Raw genomic sequence first — 19950 nt, 5'->3', positions numbered from 1 at the left:
AGGTTGCATTCGGTTGCGCGTGCCGATGTCCGTGCTCGATGTCTGTGCACGGGCGTATGGTCGGATCCATGGCGACGCGGGATGAGATGGCGCGAAGCTTCGGGGCGGCCGCGGAGTCGTACGAGACGGGGCGGCCCGAGTATCCGCGAGAGGCGGTGGCGTGGCTGCTCGAGCCGGTGGGTCCTCGCCCCCGCGTGGCGGATGTGGGGGCCGGAACCGGCAAGCTCACGCGTGTCGTGAAGAGCCTCGGCGCCGAGGTGATCGCTGTGGAGCCGGATGCCGAGATGCTCGACGCCCTCCGGGGCGCCGTCCCGGGGGTGGAGACCCTCATCGGCACGGCCGAGCGCGTCAATCTCCCCGACGAGAGCGTCGACGCAGTCCTCCTCGGCCAGGCGTGGCATTGGGTCGAGCCGCAGGCAGGGTCGGGCGAGCTCGGCAGGATCACGAAGCCTGGCGGCATCCTGGGTCTCATCTGGAACATCCGCGACGAATCCGTGCCGTGGGTCGCGCGCCTCACCGCCATCATGAAGGGCAGTGCCGCCGAGCAGCTGCTGGCCGGCGACGGCCCGGTCGTGCACGCACCGTACAGCGAGCTGGAGGATCGCGAATGGACGTGGACGCGCCCGATGACCCGCGCCGCGCTGCACGCGATGGTGTTCTCGCGCAGCTACGTGATCACAGCGGCGGATGCCGAACGCGCCCGCATCGGGGAAGAGACGGCCGCCCTGTTCGATGAGATCGGCGCCGTCGGAGACGCGACGATCGAGCTGCCGTACGTCACCCGCGCCTACCGGGCGGTCAAGACGCCGTGACGGGCTGAGGCGCCCGCGTAGACTGGTCTCCCGTGGCTCTTACCATCGGAATCGTCGGTCTCCCCAACGTCGGCAAGTCGACCCTCTTCAACGCTCTGACCAAGAATCAGGTGCTCGCGGCGAACTACCCGTTCGCGACGATCGAGCCCAACGTCGGCGTCGTGAACCTGCCCGACCCGCGGCTCGCGAAGCTCGCCGAGGTGTTCCACTCCGAGCGGATCCTCCCCGCCGCGGTGTCGTTCGTGGACATCGCCGGCATCGTGCGCGGCGCGAGCGAGGGGGAGGGGCTCGGCAACAAGTTCCTCGCCAACATCCGCGAGGCCGACGCCATCGCGCAGGTCGTCCGTGGCTTCGCCGACGGCGACGTCGTGCACGTCGACGGCAAGGTCGACCCCGCCTCCGACATGGAGACGATCAACGCCGAGCTCCAGCTCGCCGACCTCGAGACGCTTGAGAAGGCCATCGCGCGGTACGAGAAGGAAGTGCGCGGCAAGAAGCTCGACCCGTCGGTGCTCGCCGCCGCCGAGGCCGCTCGCGACGCCCTGCAGCGCGGCGAGCTGCTGTCGGCATCCGGTCTCGACCTCGCTCCGATCAAGGAGCTGGGTCTGCTCACCGCGAAGCCGTTCATCTTCGTCTTCAATGTCGATGAGGCGGTGTTGACGGATGCCGACCGCAAGGCCGCGCTCGCCGAGCTCGTCGCCCCCGCGCAGGCCGTCTTCCTCGACGCGAAGATCGAGTCGGAGCTCATCGACCTCGACCCCGAGGACGCCGCGGAGCTCCTGGCATCCACCGGCCAGGACGAGTCGGGTCTGGATCAGCTCGCCCGCATCGGGTTCGACACGCTGGGGCTCCAGACGTACCTCACGGCCGGGCCCAAGGAAGCGCGCGCCTGGACGATCGGCAAGGGCTGGAAGGCGCCGCAGGCGGCCGGGGTCATCCACACCGACTTCGAGAAGGGCTTCATCAAGGCCGAGGTCATCTCGTTCGACGACCTCGTCGAGACCGGCTCCGTCGCCGCCGCCCGCGCCGCGGGGAAGGCACGCCTCGAGGGCAAGGACTACGTCATGCAGGACGGCGACGTGGTGGAGTTCCGCTTCAACGTGTAATCGACGCGCACGGTGGTGCGCTCAACCCAGCTGAACAAACGTCCGGATGGGGCGCTGAAGGCTCGCGGCCTCGGTGAACCCCATCGACTCGTAGAAGGCACGCTGTGCAGGTTCATCATCGGTGATGAGCACCTTCTGGCGCACTTCCTCGAACGGCGCGAATGCCCGTTGGAAGAGTTCGCGACCGATTCCCCGGCGTTGCTCGGAGGGGCGAACCAGGATGTCCTGCAGGTATGCGATGGTCAGCCCGTCGCCGACGAGGCGCGCGAGACCGACCAACTCACCATTCTGGCGTGCGGTGATGATCGAAAGCGACGCGGCGACTGCTGCCATGAGCCGAACCGGGTGCTCGGTATAGGCGGCCCATCCGACGGAGTCGTAGAGCGCGATGAGTTCCTCTCGCGTCGGAATCGCGCCCGCTTGGAAGGTGACCGTGCTCACGACGTCAAGTCTGACGCATCGACCAGGGCCGATCGCTCGGCCCACCAGCGCGTCGGTGGTTGGGAGTTGCTCAAGCCCGAGCCGTCACAGCGTGATCGCCCGATGTCTCGTATCATCGACGACCTTCGAGGGGATCGGGTGTGAGCGTCGTAGCACTCGTCGGAGGCCTTGGTGGACTGGCTCGATCAGGCGGGTGCCGCACTCGTGTCGAGTGATCTCCTGGAGACGGAGCTGCGCCGTGAGCCGTCCCACTACTTCCGGCTGATCCAGACGTTCTCGGAGATCATCTCCCGACCCTCGCCGCCGCGGTGGTTGATCTCCGCGGCGACACTGGCAGTGTCGCTGATCCGAACGGAGACGAAGTCGCCGGGTCCGCAGTCCGTGCGTTGCCACACCCCGTCGAGGACGAGCGTGAGGCACAGCGTCTCGCTGTCGTTCGATGCGCGAGCGAGATAGACGTCGTAGGCGTCTGCATTTCCGACGTGGCGAAGAGTCGCGACGTCGACCTTGCCGACGGACCCGTCCACGACAGAATCCGGTCGATCGGCCGCGGTCTGCTCCCGCGCGAACTCGGCCGGAGGTGCGCACGCGGACAACAGCAGCACGGTCGCGACCATCGGCAATGTCCCGAGGAGTCGTGGGGTCATGAGGGGAAATGTACTCGCCCCGGGGGGGGCATGAGCCGAGCCGCGGGGCGGTCGGACCACCGTTCAGGTGCCGTGCGCTATGGTGGAAGGGATAGGCGAACTTCTCATTCGTCTCGCCCCGGCTGTGTGGTAACGGTCGGGGCTTTCTCTTTGCGTGCCCTGACCCTCTGCGTGCCCTGAGCGCGGCCATCGAGTCTCACGCGGCCGGACCCGTCCTGACGCGGGCCCGTTCGCCTCGCAGGAAGTCCTGTGCGCGACGCCCGATCGCAACGATTCGGGGCGCGTTCGCAGCTCGAATCTCCTGCGAGACGCACACGGAGTCGCCGGCCCCAAGTCGCCGGCGCTCGGCGCGTTAGCATCGACGCATGAGCCACAACCCGGGCACATCGCACGCGAAGCCGCCGTACCGCTGGCGCATCGTGCAGTACTACCAGGCGCTCGCGCAGGTCGGCGGCGTCTTCTCGGCGGCGAGCCTCACGCTCGGGACCTTTCTCATCGGGCAGTGGGGTTCTTTCGCCGCAGAGGGGCAATGGCGCGCCGTGCTGATCCTGGTCATCAGCATCGTGCAGCTGATCGCCGGCTCCGCGCTCATGGCGTACGGCATCGCCCGGTTGAACCGGTACCCCGCGAACGACTGACGCCTGCCCCTCCCGCGACCGCCGGGCGCGGCGTACTCTGGTCGGCATCGCCGCACCGCGCAGCACCGAGAGGGGATCACGCATGGCCGGTTACGGGCACAGCTCCGTCACGGGGCTCGACGATCGATCGCTCGGGCGCATCGACCTGCTGCTGTTCGACGCCGATTATCCCGACGTCGACACGGCGCTGCAGGATGCCTGGAACATCGCGGTCCTCGCCTCCGACCCGCGCCTGCGCGACGGGCATGACCGCACCCGCGCCGAGGCCGTCCGCACCGTGAATGCGCGTCGTGACCCGAGCGCCGCCCGCGTGTACGATGCCTCGGCCCGCCACCGTGTCGCGCTCGCCGTCGCGATGGTGCTCGCCGCCGTGGCCGCGGGCCTCGTCCTGACCCTCACCGGCAAGCTCACGCTCCAGGACTCCCTGCTCCCCGCCGGCGCTGCGGCGACGCTCTCGGCGGCGATGCTGTGGTGGCTCGAGCCGCGCCGGGCGAACGGCTCGCTCTGGGGGTCGCGTGTGCCGTCGGTGCTGCATCTCGTCTGCGGGGCGCTGTGGCTGCTCGCGGCATCCGTGGCCCTCCTCGTGCGCTGGGGCGAGATCGATGCGAATCACGCGCTCCCCGTGACGACCGGCCTCGCGCTTCTCACCCTCGCCGGCGTCGCGGCCCTCGTGCTGTGGCGCCGCGCGCGGGCGGCCGATCTCGCGGGCCGTCAGTCGGGCATCGCCCGCGTGACGGGAGACCTCGTCGATCAGCGCGACGCCGGGGAGGTGTTCGCGGCGCTGGATGCCTGGTGGCAGAGCGCCGGGCCTGCCGCGCTCCGCGCCGACGCCGCACGCATCCGGCGCGTGCGCGTCGAGGTGCTCGCCCGGCTTCGCCTTGCGCGCACGATCACCGACCTCGACGAGCGATTCGTCCTCGACGACCCGCCCCCGACCCGCTGGAGCGAGCGGCGACGCTGACCAGCGCAGCCTGCGAGGCCCGTGGCGACGCGGCCTACCGGAGCCCCGTGTGGTGCGCCGCGAACGCGAGCTGGTCGGCGAACTCCCGCGCCCGCGCGTCGCGCGGCTTCCCCATCCCGTGGCCGGCGCGCGTATCGACCGAGAGCAGGATCGGCCCGGCGTTCGTCGGCCCAGCGCCCGTCGGCCCAGCGCCCGTCGGCCCGGCGGTGTGCGAGCCCACCGCATGCTGGAGCGCGGCCGCGAACTTGAACGAGTGCGCGGGGACGACGCGGTCGTCGTGGTCGCCGGTGGTGATGAGGGTCGGCGGGTAATCGGCATCCGGCCGGACATTGTGTAGCGGCGAGTACGCGCGCAGATACGCGAACGCGTCGGCGTCGTCGGGGTCGCCGTAATCGGAGGCCCACGCCCACCCGATCGTGAACCGGTGGTAGCGCAGCATGTCGAGCACGCCGACGGCAGGGAGGACGGCGGCCCAGAGATCGGGACGCTGGGTGAGTGCCGCGCCGGCGAGGAGACCCCCGTTGGAACGGCCGTGCAGGGCGAGCTGCGCGGGCGTGGTGACGCCGGTGGCGATGAGATGCTCGGCGATCGCATAGAGGTCGTCGAAGACCTGCTGCTTGCGCTCCTTCGTGCCGGCGCGGTGCCAGTCGGAGCCGAACTCGCCGCCTCCGCGGAGGTTCGGGACGACCAGCGTGCCGCCGGAGAGCACCCAGGCGGCGAGCATCGGCCGGAACTCCGGGTTCATGGCGATGTTGAACCCGCCGTATCCCCAGATAAGCGTGGGTCGCGGTGCGCTTGCGGCCTCGGACGGCTCGTCCGCACGGACCACGAACGCGGGCACCGACGTGCCGTCGGTGCTGACGGCACGGATGCGCGTCGTGGTTACGCGCGCGATCGCGGGGCCGGGGGAGGGAATCGCCCGATGTGCGACGACCCGGGCGCCTGCGACGTCGACGACGTGGCGCGTGCCGCGATCGACGAATCCCGTCGTCCCGAGGAAGACGCGGTCGGAGTCGTCACGGGTCTTCACGTCGACGATGCTGACGCCCTCGCCGAGTGGCAGGGCGTCGCCCGGTTCACCCGCGAAGGTGAACAGCTGCGCCCGGTGCGCGGCGTCGTGGGAGTAGGTCGCGACGATGCCGGATGCCGTCAGAGCGGCGTCGAGGAGCACGTCCTCGTCGTGCTCGCCGAGGATGTCGCGCCGCGTACCGGTGGTGAGGTCGATCGCGACGAGACGATAACGCGGCGCCTCCGCGTCGGTGACGACGAAGAGAGACCCGTCGCGGATGCCGACCGCGTGCCACTCGTCGTCACGGGTGTCGACGAGCATGCGAAGGGACTCTTCACCGTGCCGGCGCACGGCGAGGTCGTTGCCGGAGGAGCTGCCGTTGTCGGTGTGCAGCACGAACCACTCCTCGTCCGAGGGCCACACCCGCGCGAACAGACGTGGCTCGTCGGGACGGTGGAACAGGACCCGATCGGATGCCGGATCGCTCCCGACCTCGTGGGCCATCAGGCGCCCGACGCCCGCCTCGTCGGTGAGTTCGTTGCCGGTCGGTGCGTCGTACGCCCAGTAGGTGAAGGCACGCCCGCCGGGGAGCCACACGGGCGGGTTCCACTTCGTCCACGGGATCTCGTCGAGAAGGTCCTCGCCGGTCGCCACATCGCGAACCCGGAGGGTGCGCCAGTCCGATCCGCCGTCGGCGACGCCGTACGCGAGGAGCGAGCCGTCCTGATTGAGGGAGAAGGTCGTGACGGCGCGCGTGCCGTCGTCGCTGAGGGTGTTGGCATCCAGCAGCACCTGCGGATCGTTCTCAAGGCCGTCGATGTCGCGCGCCGTGACGAGGAGGTCCTGGTTCTGACCGTCGTTCTGCCACGCGAAGACGCGGCCGCCGCGTTCGAACGGCGTGCCGCGCGTGGATGCGGCGAGGAGATCGGTGACCTCGGCATGGTACGCCTCACGGCCGGCGAGGCCGGCGAGATACGGCTCGGCGATGGCGTTCTGCGCGGCGACGAACGCGGCCGTCTCGGCGGAATCGGCGTCTTCGAGCCAGCGGTACGGGTCGGAAACGTCGACACCGTGCAGCGTCTCGGTGACATCGTCGCGACGGGCGGCAGGGGAGGGGGACATGACTCCATCCTGCCCGCCGCATCCGACACGGCACGGCAGAATCGACGGGATGCCTGATCTCACGCTCCGCCCCTGGACGTCCGCCGACGCTGCCCCGCTCCTCGCTGCGGCCACGATGAGCCCTGACCTCGACCGGCAGTTCGGCGGCGCACTTCCTATCGACCTCGCCGCCGCCGGACGCCTCATCGCGACGGCGCTCCCGTTCGACGACGTGAACCGCAACTGGGCGATCGTCGTGGACGGCACGCCGGTCGGTAACGTCGGTCTGTCGGCGATCGAGACACGGCACGGCGCCGCGTGGGCGCACTATTGGCTGAGCGCGCCCGCCCGCGGGAATGGCCACGCCGCGCGGGCGCTCGCCGCCGTTGCCGCGTGGGCGTTCGGGGAGGGCCTGCACCGCCTCGAACTCGGCCACCGGGTCGAGAACCCCGCGTCGTGCGCGGTCGCGCGGCGTGCGGGGTTCCGCGCCGAGGGGATCGAGCGGGAGAAGCTCCGGTACGGCGACGAGCGGTTCGACGTCGAGACGCACGCTCGCCTGGCATCCGACCCCGATCCGGGTCTCGCGCCCGTCCCGTTCAGCGTGGAGGGCGAGCCTCCGGTGGAGAGTTCGGCCGCCTTGTCGCACACCGTCCCACCCGGCACCCTGCACCACGTGGAGCTCCGCACCATCGACCTCTCCGCGGCGATGACTTCCTGGGGCTGGATCCTCGGCGAGCTCGGCTACGAGCCCTTTCAGGACTGGCCGGACGGGCGCAGCTGGATGCGCGGCGACACCTACCTTGTTCTCGAGCGCGCCCCGCGAGACGGCGACCACGACCGCCGGGATGCCGGGCTCAGCCACCTCGCTTTCCATGCCGGCTCGCGCGCAGATGTCGATCGGCTGTGGGCGACGGCGCTCGCGCACGGCTGGCGGCACCTGTATGCCGACCGGCATCCGTTCGCGGGCGGCGCCGACGTCTACGCGGCGTTCCTCGAGAACGACGAGCGGTTCAAGATCGAACTCGTCGCGGACGACGAACGCCTCATCGGCGCCGCCGACACGACGACGACGCTCGCCTGACCGCGAAGCCGGGTCGCAGCAGAGCAGCGTAGCCATGCGCCCTTGCCGTCCCGCCCCACCGCTGTCAACCCCTCGTCGCGGCGGCGCGCCCCCACCTACCGTGGAGAGACACGTCATCAACAGGGGAGGACTCCACCCATGTCCGGATTCAAGTTCTGGTTGACCGTCGCGGTGGTCGGCGTCGGCGCGTACATCCTCGGCGCCCGCGCGGGCCGCTCGCGCTACAAGGAGATCAGCAAGGCCGCGAAGCACCTCTGGGACGACCCGTCGCTCAAGAAGGCGCGCAACCGCTCGCGGAAGGTCGTCGACAAGGCCGCGAAGAAGGCCGCCAAGAAGCTCGGCGTCTGACCGGGTTCCGCGGGGCGCGGGGGTCGTCTCCGCGCCCCGCGCCGGTCCGCGCCCTGGGCCGCTCCGCACTCTGGGCCGTGCCTGGCGAAACCTCTGAGCCGGATCTCAGCGCCGCGGTGGTTGTGCCGTCGTATGATCGAGGAATGGCGACTTCGAACCTCCCCACCCCGGCGCTCCAGCCCGTCACCGACCTCGCGGACGGCGAGCAGAACCTGCTCACCGTCGTCGACGAGGGCGCCTCGTGCTGCGGCGGCGGTTGCTGCAGCACGAACTGACCGCAGCACCACCTCACCGCAGCATCACCTGACCGCAGCACCGACTGACGCAGATGCCGGGACTCCTCCCGCCCACGCGGGTCTCACAGCGTGTGGCCACTGTCCTCATGACGGAGGAGTCGATCTACGGTCTCATCCTCGTCTCCGGGATGATTGTCGTCTCCAACAGCCTCGTCGGGACCTCGGCCAACGCCCTCACGACCGTGCTCGTCACGGTCGTCGTCTTCTTCCTCGCTCACGTCTACGCCGGCACGCTCGCCCGGCTCGCGGCCACCGACGGGCGAGGCGACCTGCGCTCGAGCGTCCGTGCGGCAGCGCTCCACTCGCAGGGGCTCCTGCTCGTCGCGCTGCTCCCGCTCGCGGTCCTCACCCTCGGGGTCGTCGGCCTCATCGACGATGAGACATCGATCTGGACCGCGCTCGTCGTCGACGTCGTGCTCCTGGGCGTGCTCGGCTGGATCGTCGTCGCGCGGTGGAACACCAACGTCTGGGCGCGGATCGGGAGCGCGCTCGTCACCGCTGCATTCGGCGTCGTGGTGATGGCGCTCAAGGTGCTCATCCACGGCTGAGAGCGGTGCGGGGAAGGCATCCCCGCGTGTGAGGGATCAGTGCGCGGGCGCGTGCGCCCCTGCCGGATGATCCACGGGCTTCTTGATCAGGAACGCGCTGATCAGCAGCGGCATCGCCATGATCGCTGCGAGGAGGAACGCCGAGCGTGCGCCCGCCGCACCTGCCGCCGCCTCCGTTGCGCCTGCGGCGAGAGCCGTCGCGCTCCGCGACGACATCACCGAGATGAGAAGCGCGACCCCGGCAGCGCCCGCGACCTGCTGGACGGTCGAGACCGTCGCGCTGCCGTACGAATAGAACTGCGGCTGGAGCGAACCGAGGGATGCCGTGAACAGCGGGGTGAACGACATCGCCAGCCCGACGGAGAGCACGGTCTGTGAGGCGAAGATGAGCCAGATGGGCGTCGTCTCGGTCAGCAGCGTGAACGACCACAGGATCGCGATGACGATGATCGTGCCGGGAACGAGGAGGATGCGCGTGCCCCAACGGTCGTAGATGCGCCCGATCACCGGACCGAGCAGACCCATCGCGACGGCACCGGGAAGGACCACCAGGCCCGACTGGGTCGTCGTGAGTTCGAGAGGCCCCTGCAGGAACAGGGGGAGCGCCGTGATCGTGCCGAAGAACGCGAGTGACATCACCGCGAAGTGCGCGACCGACAGGGTGAAGTTCCGCGAGCGGAAGATTCGGAGGTCGAGGAGCGCGTCGTCGCGGCGCTGCAGCACGAGCTGGCGCCACACGAACAGCCCGAGGGCGACGACACCGATCGCGAGCGAGACGATCAGCGTCACGGTCGCGGTGTCCGCCGCCGCCTGCGCCGCGGCATCCGATCCGCCGTGACCGCCGCCGCCGATCTGGCTGAGGCCGAACACGAGTCCGCCGAAGCCGAGGGCCGACAGGACGACGGAGAGGAGGTCGATCGGCGCGTGCGTCTGCTCGCCGAGGTTGTGGATCCACCGCACGCCGATCACGAGCGCGAGGAGGGCGATCGGCAGGACGATCGCGAAGATCCAGCGCCACGTCAGGGTGTCGAGGATGACGCCGGCCATAGTCGGTCCGATCGCCGGGGCGAGCGACATCACGATCGAGACACGCCCCATCATGCGGCCGCGCGCGTGCGGGGGGACGACCGTCATGAGGGTGGTCATGAGGAGCGGCATCATGATCGCGGTGCCGGATGCCTGGACGACGCGACCGACGAGGAGCACCTCGAAGCCGGGCGCGACGAGCGCGATCAGCGTGCCGAGGGAGAAGAGCCCCATCGCCGCCGCGAACATCGCGCGCGTCGTGAAGCGCTGCAGCAGGAACCCGGTCGTCGGGATGACGACGGCCATCGTCAGCATGAACGCCGTCGTCAGCCACTGCGCCTGCACCGCCGTGATGCCGAGATCGCCGATGAGGTGCGGGATCGCGACCCCCATCGTGGTCTCGTTGAGGATCGCGACGAACGCGGCCGCGAGGAGCAGCCAGATGACGCGGTTCTCCTTCGCTCCGACGGGATCGGATGCGGCGACATCGGATGCCGCGGAAGCGTTTCGGGCCGGGGTGCCCGGCGCCGCGGCGCCGCGGCGCGAAGAAGTGGTCACGGTACCAGTGTCGACGGAGGGCATAACGGAGCGTAACCCGAGTCTCGGACACGCTATTCCGTTCCCGCCGGAATCCCTTCCCGATCCGGTTCGCAGTGAGACCATCGCGTCATGGCATCCCATCGTCACTCCCGCTTCGCCGTGCGTGGTCCGATCTCTCTTGTCGCAGGCATCGTCGTCGCCGCCGTGGCGATTCCGCTCCTCGATCCCGTCGCGGGCCTGCTCGCCGGGTGGGCCACGATCGCGCTCGTGAACGTCGTGTGGCTGCTGGTCGCGCTGTGGCCCATGGATGCCGCGGAGACGCGCGCCCACGCGACGACCGAGGACCCGGGTCGCTCCGCCGCGCGGGTGATCGCCCTCACCGGGAGCCTTGCCAGCCTCGCCGCGGTTGTCGCGATCCTCGTGCGCAGCCACGACGATCCCTTCACCGCATTCCTCACCGCGGCGCTCGCGATCCTCGCGGTGACGGCGTCATGGGCCCTCATCCAGGTCGACTACATGCTGCGGTACGCGCACCGCTACTACTCGAGCACCGCCGCGGGTGCGCGCCGCGGCGTCGACTTCAATCAGGACGAGGACCCGATGTACTCCGACTTCGGGTACTTCTCCGTCGGCCTCGGGATGACCTACCAGGTCGCCGACACGAACGTCACGACCAACGAGTTCCGCCGCCTCGTCATCGCGCAGACGATGCTCGCGTATCTCTTCGGCGCCGTCATCCTCGCAAGCGTCATCAACCTCGTCGCGGGCATCGGCTGACGCCGGCTCCGACCCCGTGTCGGGAGGCGTGACTAGAGTGACGCCATGAGCATGAGCGGCGGCATGGGGGGAGGCGTGGGTGGCCGCGGCGGCGGTTTCCGCGGCGTCGACGAGGCCGCACAGCGAAAGCTCAACGCCGAGGCGCCCGAGATCCCGCACCTCGGGGCACGCATCGTCGAGATGTTCCGCCCCTACCGCGGACGCATCCTCCTCACGGGTCTTCTGGTCATCGCCGGTGCGGCGATCGGCGTGATCCCGCCGCTGCTCGTGCAGCAGATCTTCGACCAGGCGCTCTTCCCGACGGACGGGTCGGGCGTCGATCTCGGCCTGCTCTGGCGCCTCGTGCTCGGGATGATCGGACTGTTCCTGCTCGGCGCGGCGTTCGGCGTCGCCCAGACCTGGCTCACCTCCACGGTCGGCAACGAGGTCACCGGCGACCTGCGGGTACGCCTGTTCGACCATCTGCAGTCGATGGAGCTGAGCTTCTTCACGCGGACGAAGACGGGCGTCATCCAGTCACGCCTGCAGAACGACGTCGGCGGCGTCTCCGGCGTCCTGACGAACACCGTGACGAGCATCCTCGGCAACGTCGTCACGGTCATCTCGGCTCTCGTCGCGATGATCCTCATCGATTGGCGACTGACGCTGATCGCGGTGTTCATGATGCCGATCCTCATCTTCGTGCAGCGCCGCGTCGGTCAGGTGCGCGCGCGGATCGCGGGCCAGACGCAGGAGTCGCTGTCGGAGCTGACCGCGATCACGCAGGAGACGCTGTCGGTCTCGGGCATCCTGCTCTCGAAAGCGTTCAACCGGCAGCGCACCGAGTCGGCGCGCTACCGCGTCGAGAACGCCAATCAGGTCCGTCTGCAGGTGCAGCGGGCGATGAGCGGTCAGGGGTTCTTCGCCGTCGTCCAGGTGCTCATGGCGTCCGTTCCCGCCGTGATCTACCTGGTCTCGGGGTATCTCCTCACCGGCGGCGTCGACACGATCACCGCCGGCACGGTCGTCGCCTTCACGACCGTGCAGGCGCGTCTGCTGCAGCCCCTCATGGGGCTCATGCGCGTCGCCCTCGACCTGCAGACGTCGAAAGCCCTGTTCGCGCGCATCTTCGAGTACCTCGATATGACGCCCGCGATCACCGACCGAGTCGACGCGATCACCGTCGCCGAGGCGCCCGGTCCGCTCGGACAGATCGCCTTCGAGGACGTCGTCTTCCGCTACCCCGACGCCGCACCCGATGCGCGCCCGACCCTCGGCGGCGTCTCCTTCGTCGCCGAGCACGGCCAGCACGTCGCGTTCGTCGGCCCGTCGGGCGCGGGGAAGACCACGATCCTCTACCTCGCGCCCCGCCTGTACGAGGTGTCGGGCGGGCGGGTGCTCTTCTCCGGCGCCGACGTGCGCGACCTCACGCAGGAGTCGATCATCGACCACATCGGGATCGTTTCGCAGGAGACCTACCTCTTCCACGCGACGATCCGCGAGAACCTCCGCTACGCGAAACCCGATGCGACCAATGCGGAGCTCGTCGCCGCGTGCACCGCGGCCAACATCCACCACATCATCGAGGGGTTCGAGCACGGCTACGACACCGTCGTCGGCGAACGCGGCTACCGACTGTCGGGCGGAGAGAAGCAGCGCATCGCGATCGCGCGCGTGCTGCTGAAAGACCCGCCCGTGCTCCTGCTCGACGAGGCGACCTCGGCGCTCGACACCGTCTCGGAGCGCGTCGTGCAGGAGGCGCTCGACAACGCGGCATCCGGACGAACGACGCTGTCGATCGCGCACCGGCTCTCGACGGTGATCGGTGCCGACGTCATTCACGTGATCGAAGCGGGGAGGATCGTCGAGTCCGGCACCCACGCCGAGCTCCTCGCCCTCGGCGGGCTGTACGCCGACCTGGCGGTCGAGCAGATGGCCGCCGCGAAGATCGAGGGCGTCGAGGACGCGGTCGACGCCGTCGCCCCGCCGTCTCTCCCCGAGCGCCGGGCCGATCGGGCGCCGGCGGGGAGTGCGGGTCAGGATGCCGCGGCGCTCGTCGCCGGCGCGGCGGGCGCCGAGGGGGCGATCGCCGCGATGGACGACGACGCTCCGAGCAACGAGCAAGCCTGGCCCTACCTCGGCTAGGGTGCGCGCCACCTCTGGGGTGTCGCCTCGGTCGCACTGAGGTGTGCGGGGTACCGTCTGAGCGGCGGCTCAGCTCTTGCGGGGCGGCTCAGCTCTTGCGGGGCGCCTCAGCTCTTGTGGTCAGGCTCGTCCTTGCCCCAGTCCTCGGAGCCGATCGCGTCGGTGGGGTGCGGGGCGGGCTCGTCCGCGAGAAGCGTCTCGGGAGTGGGGCTCACCATCTCCTGCGCGGGCACCTCCTGAAGGTGATCGATCGCTTCGCGGAGCAGATGCAGGTCGGTGCCGTCGTGCTCGGGGGCGTCGGAGGGGGTGCCGCCGGACGGCGTCGTTTCGGGAGAGTCGCTCATGGCCTCACCCTAACCGCGCGACGTCGCACTCACCAGGCGGGTCACCACAGCGCAGCGGCGCTGCGGAGATCGGCGTGCTCCGGGTCGAGCAGGATCGCGTCGAGGTCGGCGCGCGCGGTGAGGTCGCGCACGAAGGCTCCGACGGCGCGGCGGTAGGCGGCATCCGGGTGCCCCTGCGCGATGCGGATAAGGGGCGGCACGTCCATCTCGAGGATGAGGCGCACGCGGGCGCGCGCGGCGGCGCGCTGGCCGGCGGCATCCAGCACGGCGATGCCCGCGCGGAGGGCGGCGAGGTAGTCGCCGAGCACCGCGACGGTGTCCTTCGTCTGTGTGATCGACGTTCCGTCGGCGCGCTCGCGCCACTGCACGACGACGTCGGGGATGACATCGATGGCCCGCGCGAGCGTGTACAGGCGCTGGGCGACGATCTGGTCCTCGTAGTGGGTGTTCTCCGGAAACCGCAGCCCGCCGCGGCGCCACAGCTCGACGCGGCTGAGCTTGGACCACGCGACGACGTTGCCCGAGACCTCCGGGTGGGCGGCAAGGGTCGCGCCACGGCGCGCGGGAGTGGTCGCGGCGCGCACCCACGGCTGCACCTCACCGGCCGCGTAGCCGCCGCGTCCGTCGGGACGAAGGCGCACGTATGAGCCGACGACGACATCGCTGCCGCTCGCGGTGAGGGTCTCGACGAGGCGCTCCAGCGCGGTCGGGGTCATGACGTCGTCGGCGTCGAGGAAGCCGAGGTACGGCGTGTCGACGAGGGTGAGTCCGGCGTTCCGCGCGGCCCCGAGACCGCGCGGTGCGTCGTTCCGCACGAGGGTGAAGCGGGCGTCGGATGCCGCCGCCTGCGCGAACAGGTCGCTCGTCGCGTCGACCGAGCCGTCGTCGATGAGGATCGCGCGCCACGCGGTGAGCGTCTGCGCGCGCAGCGACGCGAGGGCCTCGGCGGCGAACGCCGCGACGTCGCGTCCCGGCACGATGACGGTGACGAGGGCGCTGACCGGGGTTGCGGGAGTGCTCACGCGCCTGATCGTACCGCCGCCACGGCGTCCGCGACGGCCTGCGCGAGTACCGACGGGTCGGGCGCGGCTACACCTGGGGCCGGATGCCCGAAGGTGAACCGCACCGCCGTCTGTGCGACCTCGGGGGCGATGCCGCATGCCAGGAGCACGTGCGAGGGTTCGTCGCTGCCCGCGGCGCACGCCGATCCGCTCGAGGTGATGACGCCGCGCCGCTCGAGCCCCAGCAGCACCGCCTCGCCGCTCGTCCCGGCGAAGGTGAAGCTCGCCGTGCCGGGAAGGCGCCGGGTCGGGTGCCCGGTGAGCGCCGCCTGCGGCACGAGCGCGAGGATGCGGTCGATGAACACGCGCGTCGCCGCTCCCACACGGGCAGCGGATGCCTCACGCTCCGCCTCTGCCAGCTCGAGGGCGGTGGCGAGAGCGACGGCGCCGGCGAGGTTCTCCGTGCCGCTCCGGCGGTCGCGCTCCTGGCCGCCGCCGTGCAGGAGCGGCTCGAGAGGCAGGCGAGAGCGCACCGCGAGCGCACCGATACCGGGCGGCGCGCCGAGCTTGTGTCCGGCGATCGAGAGGGCGTCGGCGCCGGTATCGGCGAGCGGCAGCCACCCGGCGGCCTGTACGGCGTCGAGGTGGAGGGGGACTCCGGCATCCTTCGTCACTGCCGCGACAGACGCGACATCCTGCACCGTGCCGATCTCGTTGTTCGCGTACCCGATGGACACCATGGCGGTCGGCAGGGACGATGTGCGGATCGCCGCGGCGAGGTCTGCGGGATCGACGGTGCCGGTCGCGTCGACCGGAAGGTGCGTGACCGCGAAGCCGTGCACGCGCTCGAGGTAGCTGCACGAGGAGAGCACCGCCTCGTGCTCGATCGGCGTCGTGACGACGTGGACGGGGGCCCCGCTGAATCCTCGTCGGAGGGCCGCGCCGATCGCGAGCCCTTTCACCGCGAGGTTGTCGGCCTCGGTGCCGCCAGACGTGAAGACGATGTCGTTCGGGCGGAAGCCGAGGACTGCGGCGACCCGCGCGCGGGCCTCGGCGAGGGCCGAGGCCGCCGCTTCGCCGACGGTGTGGTGGCTCGAAGGGTTCCCGAACCGGTCGGTGAGGTAGGGGAGCATCGCCGTGAGGACCTCGGGGCGTACCGGGGTCGTCGCGGCGTGGTCGAGGTACAGCACCGCCTCGTCACTCCTCGACGCGCACGTCGAGCCCCAGGTCGAGGGCGCGCGCGGAGTGGGTGAGCGCGCCGACCGAGATGACATCGACGCCGGTTGCCGCGATCGCGGCGACGGTGTCGAGATTCACTCCGCCCGAAGCCTCGACCGTGGCTCGGCCGGCGATGCGCGCGACGCCCGTGCGCAGATCGTCGAGCGAGAAGTTGTCGAGCATGATCGTTCCGACGCCGCGGGCGCGACCCGGCCCCGGTGTCACGGCCAACACCGCGTCGAGCTGGTCGAGGCGGTCGATCTCGACCTCGACGTGGGTCGTGTGGGGGAGCGCGTCGAGGGTGGCCCCGAGAGCGGCGGTCAGCGAGCCGTGACGCGCGACGAGGACGGCGAGGTGGTTGTCCTTCGCCATGACGGCGTCGGAGAGGCTGAAACGGTGGTTGTGGCCCCCGCCCGACCGCACGGCGTGACGCTCGAAGCGGCGCAGGCCCGGGGTCGTCTTGCGGGTGTCGGCGATGCGCGCGCCCGAGCCTGCCGCCGCGGCGACGTAGGCGGCGGTGAGGGTCGCGATCCCCGACATCCGCTGCACGAAGTTCAGCCCGATCCGCTCGGCGGTGAGGATGCCGCGGGCGGGGCCCGTCACGACGCCGAGGGTGTCGCCTGCGGCGAACCGGTCGCCGTCGGCGAGGCGCAGGTCGACGGCGATGCGCGGATCGGTGAGGGCGAAGGCCGCGGCGAACACCGCTCCGCCGCTGAAGACGCCGGGCTCGCGGGCGCGGAGCTCGGCGGTCGCCCTTGCGACCTCGGGGATCAGCGTCCCGCTCGTGACGTCGCCCCACGGCGCGTCTTCGTCGAGCGCGGCGCTCACGACCCGGTCGATGTGGGCCTGATCGAGCATCAGCGGACCTCCTCGAGGGCGCTCGCGTGCGCGGTCGTCGCTCGGGGCCGTTCGGTTCGCAGGAGATCTTCGCCAGGAAGGGCGGAAAGCGGCCCGAGCGCGTGGCCGGGGGCCGAAATGTCCTGCGAGACGAACGTCGACTCGCCGGCAGCGGGGTCGTCGGAGCGCGCGTGCGCGCCGACGGAGCTGCGTCGCGCCTGCGCGGCGGCGACGAGGGCGGCCGCGACGTCGAGGAGGTTCTCGTCCTCGTACTCCGCCTCGGTCGACGGCGTGCGGGGCGCCGCGCGCCAGCCCGCGAGAACGGTGGCGGCGTGCGCGAGCCCCGCCGCGTCCCGAACGAGGCCGGCGTCCTCCCACAGGAGGTTCTGCAGCGCGGCGCGCGAGAACGGCGGCGCGGCGGGAACGGATGCCGATGTCGAAGCGTCGGCCGTCGTCGCCGGGAGCGCCCCGTGCGCGAAGGCCGACGCGGGCGGCCAGGACCCCGAGACGGCGTCGTCCGCGATCGCGTCGCCGGCGCGCGCCCCGAAGACCGCGCCTTCGAGGAGCGAGTTGGAGGCGAGGCGGTTCGCGCCGTGCACGCCGGTGCGCGCGACCTCGCCGGCGGCGTAGAGACCCGGCAGGCTCGTCCGGCCGTCGAGGTCGGTCGTCACGCCGCCCATCAGGTAATGCGCGGCGGGAGTCACGGGAATCGGTTCGCGCGCCCAGTCCCAGCCGTGATCGCGCACGGCACGGTCGATCGTCGGAAAACGGCGCGCCAAGAAGGATGCCGTGCGCTTCGCGCTCGCGCCGCGACCGTCCCCTCCGCGGGCTTCTCGATCTCGCAGTGCGGTCGCGTCGAGCAGCACCGGGCGACCGTGCTGCGCGGCCATGACGTCGGCGATCGCCCGGGCGACGACGTCGCGCGGCGCGAGCTCGGCATCCGGATGCACGTCGAGCATGAACCGGCGTCCCTGCTCGTCGCGGAGCACCGCCCCCTCGCCGCGGACCGCTTCGGAGACGAGGAAAGGCTCCGCGCCGCCCGCCGCGGGGAGGACGGTCGGGTGGAACTGGAAGAACTCCAGGTCGACGACCGCCGCGCCCGCGCGGAGGGCGGCGGCGATGCCGTCGCCGGTCGCGACCGGCGGGTTGGTCGTGTGGACGTAGAGCTGACCGGCGCCGCCGGTCGCGAGGACGACCGCATCGGCCAGGAGACGCTCGCGGCGGCCGTCGCCGACGAGCAGATCGACGCCGACGACGCGCGGGACGCCGTGCGCATCCGACGGCGCGAGCACCAGGTCGAGCAGGAACGCGTGCTCGATCACCTCGACGCCCGTCGCGGCGAGACCTGCCACGAGCGCCTTCTCGATCGCCGTGCCGGTCGCGTCGCCCCCGGCGTGCAGGATGCGCGGGTAGGAGTGCGCGGCCTCGAGTCCCTTGATGTACTCTCCATCGGCGGCGCGGTCGAAGGCGACGCCGAGGTCGATGAGCTCGCGGATCCGCGCCGGTCCTTCGGCTACGAGCACCTCGACCGCGGCCGAATCGCTGAGCCCGGCACCCGCGACGAGCGTGTCGTGCACGTGCGCCGCGGAGCTGTCGTCGTCGAACATGACCCCGGCGATCCCGCCCTGCGCGTAGCGGGTGTTGGCGTGCTCGAGGACGTCCTTGGTGACGAGGGTGACGCGGCATCCGCGCGCGGCGGCGTGCCGCGCGACGGTGAGGCCGGCGATGCCCGACCCCACGACGACGACGGTGGCCGCGTTCACGGCTTGGCCGCCAGCATCCGCTCGAGCGCGAGTCGCGCGGGGTCGGCGACGTCCGACGGCACCGTGATGCGGTTGACAACGACGCCCGCGACGAGTTCCTCCAGAACCCAGGCGAGGTACCCGGGGTGGATGCGGTACATCGTCGAGCACGGGCAGACGACCGGGTCGAGGCAGAAGATCTCATGCTGCGGGTACTGCGCCGCGAGGCGCTGCACGAGGTTGATCTCCGTTCCGATCGCGAACGTCGTCGGCTCGGTCGCGGCGGCAATGGCCTTCCGGATGTAGTCGGTCGATCCGGCTTCGTCGGCGGCATCCACCACCGCCATCGGGCACTCGGGGTGCACGATCACGCGGACGCCGGGGTGCGCGGCGCGGGCGGCGGAGATCTGGTCGACGGTGAAGCGGCGGTGCACCGAGCAGAAGCCGTGCCACATGATGACGCGGGCGCTCTCGAGCTCGGTCTCGCTCGACCCGCCGAGGGGCTTTCGCGGGTTCCACATCGGCATCTCCTCGAGCGGCACCCCCATCGCCTTCGCGGTGTTGCGGCCGAGGTGCTGGTCGGGGAAGAAGAGCACGCGGCGCCCGCGCGCGAAGGCCCACTCGAGCACCGTGCGCGCGTTCGACGACGTGCAGACGATGCCGCCGTGGCGTCCGACGAAGCCCTTGATGGCGGCGGACGAGTTCATGTAGGTGACGGGGACGACCGGGACGAGTCCATCGGCATCCGGCTTGTCGAGCGGTCCGTAGACCTCCTCCAGCTGCTCCCAGCAGTCCTCCACTTCGTCGATCGAGGCCATGTCGGCCATCGAGCACCCCGCCGCGAGATTGGGCAGGATCACGGCCTGCTCGGGACGGGAGAGGAGGTCGGCGGTCTCGGCCATGAAGTGCACGCCGCAGAAGACGATGGCCTCGGCATCCGGGTGCTCGAGCGCCGCGTTCGCGAGCTGGAACGAATCACCGACGTAGTCGGCGTGCCGCACGACCTCTTCGCGCTGGTAGAAGTGGCCGAGGATGACCACACGCTCACCGAGAGCGGTCTTCGCCGCCGTGATGCGGGCATGGAGCTCGTCTTCGGATGCCGCGCGGTACTCCTCCGGGAGCGCGCCCTGGCGGGGCGACCCCGTGGGGATCACATCGCCCATCGACGAGCCGGGCCCGTAGCCCGGGCGGGTGTCGAAGTCCCACGGCCCCGCGGCGAGGTCGGTGTTGCACGTCTCGGCGGTCGAGGCGCCCGCGACGATCGCCTGGATCTCGTGGTCGACGCTCGCATCGATCGGTTGGCGCTGGATGGTGAGGAAGGTCATGAGGGATGCCTTTCGTGAAAGACGGCGA

20 protein-coding genes are annotated in these 19950 nt (G+C 70.8%); 10 read left to right on the top strand and 10 right to left on the bottom strand.

Annotation, left to right across the window (positions count from 1 at the left end; translation table 11 throughout):
- Nucleotides 1-68 precede the first annotated feature (68 nt).
- Together AC3ENQ_RS02590 and ychF are read left to right on the top strand one after the other, a co-directional pair.
- Complete coding sequence (locus AC3ENQ_RS02590) at nt 69-812, top strand: class I SAM-dependent methyltransferase (RefSeq protein WP_431801388.1); 744 nt, start codon at nt 69-71, stop codon at nt 810-812.
- A 32-nt stretch (nt 813-844) separates the two neighbouring features.
- Nucleotides 845-1918: a redox-regulated ATPase YchF gene (ychF, locus tag AC3ENQ_RS02585; protein WP_431801386.1), complete on the top strand. Its 1074-nt coding sequence runs from the start codon at nt 845-847 to the stop codon at nt 1916-1918.
- 21 nt (nt 1919-1939) lie between these two features.
- Here ychF and AC3ENQ_RS02580 read toward each other — a convergent pair whose 3' ends face one another.
- A complete protein-coding gene (locus tag AC3ENQ_RS02580; protein ID WP_431801384.1) occupies nt 1940-2359 on the bottom strand; it encodes a GNAT family N-acetyltransferase in 420 nt (139 codons plus the stop codon).
- Nucleotides 2360-2610: 251 nt separating this feature from the next.
- Complete coding sequence (locus AC3ENQ_RS02575) at nt 2611-3006, bottom strand: hypothetical protein (RefSeq protein WP_431801382.1); 396 nt, start codon at nt 3004-3006, stop codon at nt 2611-2613.
- Between the two features lie 365 nt (nt 3007-3371).
- Here AC3ENQ_RS02575 and AC3ENQ_RS02570 point away from each other — a divergent pair, with 365 nt between their 5' ends.
- Nucleotides 3372-3644 (top strand): hypothetical protein, encoded by a 273-nt coding sequence (locus AC3ENQ_RS02570; RefSeq protein ID WP_431801380.1) that lies wholly within the window; start codon nt 3372-3374, stop codon nt 3642-3644.
- An 82-nt stretch (nt 3645-3726) separates the two neighbouring features.
- Complete coding sequence (locus AC3ENQ_RS02565) at nt 3727-4605, top strand: hypothetical protein (RefSeq protein ID WP_431801378.1); 879 nt, start codon at nt 3727-3729, stop codon at nt 4603-4605.
- A 34-nt stretch (nt 4606-4639) separates the two neighbouring features.
- Here AC3ENQ_RS02565 and AC3ENQ_RS02560 read toward each other — a convergent pair whose 3' ends face one another.
- Nucleotides 4640-6736 carry a prolyl oligopeptidase family serine peptidase gene (locus tag AC3ENQ_RS02560; protein ID WP_431801376.1) on the bottom strand — a complete coding sequence of 699 codons (2097 nt, stop codon included), beginning with the start codon at nt 6734-6736 and terminating at the stop codon, nt 4640-4642.
- Between the two features lie 49 nt (nt 6737-6785).
- Here AC3ENQ_RS02560 and AC3ENQ_RS02555 point away from each other — a divergent pair, with 49 nt between their 5' ends.
- From AC3ENQ_RS02555 to AC3ENQ_RS02540, 4 genes are all read left to right on the top strand, one after another.
- Entirely contained in the window at nt 6786-7796 is a 1011-nt protein-coding gene (locus tag AC3ENQ_RS02555; RefSeq protein WP_431801374.1) for a GNAT family N-acetyltransferase, read from the top strand.
- A 138-nt stretch (nt 7797-7934) separates the two neighbouring features.
- Entirely contained in the window at nt 7935-8144 is a 210-nt protein-coding gene (locus tag AC3ENQ_RS02550; protein WP_431801372.1) for a hypothetical protein, read from the top strand.
- A gap of 143 nt (nt 8145-8287) precedes the next feature.
- Nucleotides 8288-8419, top strand: coding sequence for a hypothetical protein (locus AC3ENQ_RS02545; RefSeq protein ID WP_431801370.1), 132 nt, complete (start codon nt 8288-8290; stop codon nt 8417-8419).
- Between the two features lie 107 nt (nt 8420-8526).
- Entirely contained in the window at nt 8527-8988 is a 462-nt protein-coding gene (locus tag AC3ENQ_RS02540) for a hypothetical protein (protein WP_431801368.1), read from the top strand.
- A gap of 36 nt (nt 8989-9024) precedes the next feature.
- Here the strand turns inward: AC3ENQ_RS02540 and AC3ENQ_RS02535 are convergent, their stop codons facing one another.
- Nucleotides 9025-10596, bottom strand: a complete 1572-nt coding sequence (locus AC3ENQ_RS02535) for a DHA2 family efflux MFS transporter permease subunit (RefSeq protein WP_431801366.1) — start codon at nt 10594-10596, stop codon at nt 9025-9027.
- A gap of 87 nt (nt 10597-10683) precedes the next feature.
- Here AC3ENQ_RS02535 and AC3ENQ_RS02530 point away from each other — a divergent pair, with 87 nt between their 5' ends.
- Together AC3ENQ_RS02530 and AC3ENQ_RS02525 are read left to right on the top strand one after the other, a co-directional pair.
- Complete coding sequence (locus tag AC3ENQ_RS02530; RefSeq protein WP_431801364.1) at nt 10684-11331, top strand: DUF1345 domain-containing protein; 648 nt, start codon at nt 10684-10686, stop codon at nt 11329-11331.
- 63 nt (nt 11332-11394) lie between these two features.
- On the top strand, nt 11395-13455 hold the full coding sequence (locus AC3ENQ_RS02525) for an ABC transporter ATP-binding protein (RefSeq protein ID WP_431801747.1): 2061 nt from the start codon (nt 11395-11397) through the stop codon (nt 13453-13455).
- 107 nt (nt 13456-13562) lie between these two features.
- On the opposite strand, the gene AC3ENQ_RS02520 is transcribed toward AC3ENQ_RS02525, so the two are convergent.
- Genes AC3ENQ_RS02520 through nadA form a run of 6 tightly spaced genes read right to left on the bottom strand, consistent with a single transcriptional unit; the run spans nt 13563 to nt 19922 of the window.
- A complete protein-coding gene (locus AC3ENQ_RS02520) occupies nt 13563-13799 on the bottom strand; it encodes a hypothetical protein (protein WP_431801362.1) in 237 nt (78 codons plus the stop codon).
- Nucleotides 13800-13840: 41 nt separating this feature from the next.
- Entirely contained in the window at nt 13841-14821 is a 981-nt protein-coding gene (locus AC3ENQ_RS02515) for a glycosyltransferase family 2 protein (protein WP_431801360.1), read from the bottom strand.
- Nucleotides 14818-15990 carry a cysteine desulfurase family protein gene (locus AC3ENQ_RS02510; protein ID WP_431801358.1) on the bottom strand — a complete coding sequence of 391 codons (1173 nt, stop codon included), beginning with the start codon at nt 15988-15990 and terminating at the stop codon, nt 14818-14820. The genes AC3ENQ_RS02515 and AC3ENQ_RS02510 overlap by 4 nt, the downstream gene beginning before the upstream one ends.
- 7 nt (nt 15991-15997) lie before the next feature.
- Nucleotides 15998-16876, bottom strand: coding sequence for a carboxylating nicotinate-nucleotide diphosphorylase (nadC, locus tag AC3ENQ_RS02505; protein ID WP_431801357.1), 879 nt, complete (start codon nt 16874-16876; stop codon nt 15998-16000).
- Complete coding sequence (nadB, locus tag AC3ENQ_RS02500) at nt 16876-18618, bottom strand: L-aspartate oxidase (RefSeq protein ID WP_431801356.1); 1743 nt, start codon at nt 18616-18618, stop codon at nt 16876-16878. The genes nadC and nadB overlap by 1 nt, the downstream gene beginning before the upstream one ends.
- Nucleotides 18615-19922, bottom strand: a complete 1308-nt coding sequence (gene nadA / locus AC3ENQ_RS02495; protein WP_431801354.1) for a quinolinate synthase NadA — start codon at nt 19920-19922, stop codon at nt 18615-18617. Before nadA ends, nadB begins: the two co-directional genes overlap by 4 nt.
- Between the last annotated feature and the right edge of the window lie 28 nt (nt 19923-19950).

The sequence above is a fragment of the Microbacterium sp. bgisy203 genome (assembly GCF_057706945.1).
This window is presented reverse-complemented; position numbering and strand designations above follow the sequence as displayed.

Excerpts from the sequence above, each read along its gene's own strand:
- AC3ENQ_RS02590 (WP_431801388.1), top strand. The coding sequence starts at position 69 with ATGGCGACGCGGGATGAGATGGCGCGAAGCTTCGGGGCGGCCGCGGAG.
- AC3ENQ_RS02520 (WP_431801362.1), bottom strand. The coding sequence starts at position 13,799 with ATGAGCGACTCTCCCGAAACGACGCCGTCCGGCGGCACCCCCTCCGAC.
- AC3ENQ_RS02560 (WP_431801376.1), bottom strand. The coding sequence starts at position 6,736 with ATGTCCCCCTCCCCTGCCGCCCGTCGCGACGATGTCACCGAGACGCTG.
- nadA (WP_431801354.1), bottom strand. The coding sequence starts at position 19,922 with ATGACCTTCCTCACCATCCAGCGCCAACCGATCGATGCGAGCGTCGAC.
- AC3ENQ_RS02570 (WP_431801380.1), top strand. The coding sequence starts at position 3,372 with ATGAGCCACAACCCGGGCACATCGCACGCGAAGCCGCCGTACCGCTGG.
- nadC (WP_431801357.1), bottom strand. The coding sequence starts at position 16,876 with ATGCTCGATCAGGCCCACATCGACCGGGTCGTGAGCGCCGCGCTCGAC.
- AC3ENQ_RS02535 (WP_431801366.1), bottom strand. The coding sequence starts at position 10,596 with ATGCCCTCCGTCGACACTGGTACCGTGACCACTTCTTCGCGCCGCGGC.
- AC3ENQ_RS02575 (WP_431801382.1), bottom strand. The coding sequence starts at position 3,006 with ATGACCCCACGACTCCTCGGGACATTGCCGATGGTCGCGACCGTGCTG.
- AC3ENQ_RS02565 (WP_431801378.1), top strand. The coding sequence starts at position 3,727 with ATGGCCGGTTACGGGCACAGCTCCGTCACGGGGCTCGACGATCGATCG.
- AC3ENQ_RS02555 (WP_431801374.1), top strand. The coding sequence starts at position 6,786 with ATGCCTGATCTCACGCTCCGCCCCTGGACGTCCGCCGACGCTGCCCCG.
- AC3ENQ_RS02545 (WP_431801370.1), top strand. The coding sequence starts at position 8,288 with ATGGCGACTTCGAACCTCCCCACCCCGGCGCTCCAGCCCGTCACCGAC.
- AC3ENQ_RS02530 (WP_431801364.1), top strand. The coding sequence starts at position 10,684 with ATGGCATCCCATCGTCACTCCCGCTTCGCCGTGCGTGGTCCGATCTCT.
- AC3ENQ_RS02550 (WP_431801372.1), top strand. The coding sequence starts at position 7,935 with ATGTCCGGATTCAAGTTCTGGTTGACCGTCGCGGTGGTCGGCGTCGGC.
- AC3ENQ_RS02540 (WP_431801368.1), top strand. The coding sequence starts at position 8,527 with ATGACGGAGGAGTCGATCTACGGTCTCATCCTCGTCTCCGGGATGATT.
- AC3ENQ_RS02525 (WP_431801747.1), top strand. The coding sequence starts at position 11,395 with ATGGGGGGAGGCGTGGGTGGCCGCGGCGGCGGTTTCCGCGGCGTCGAC.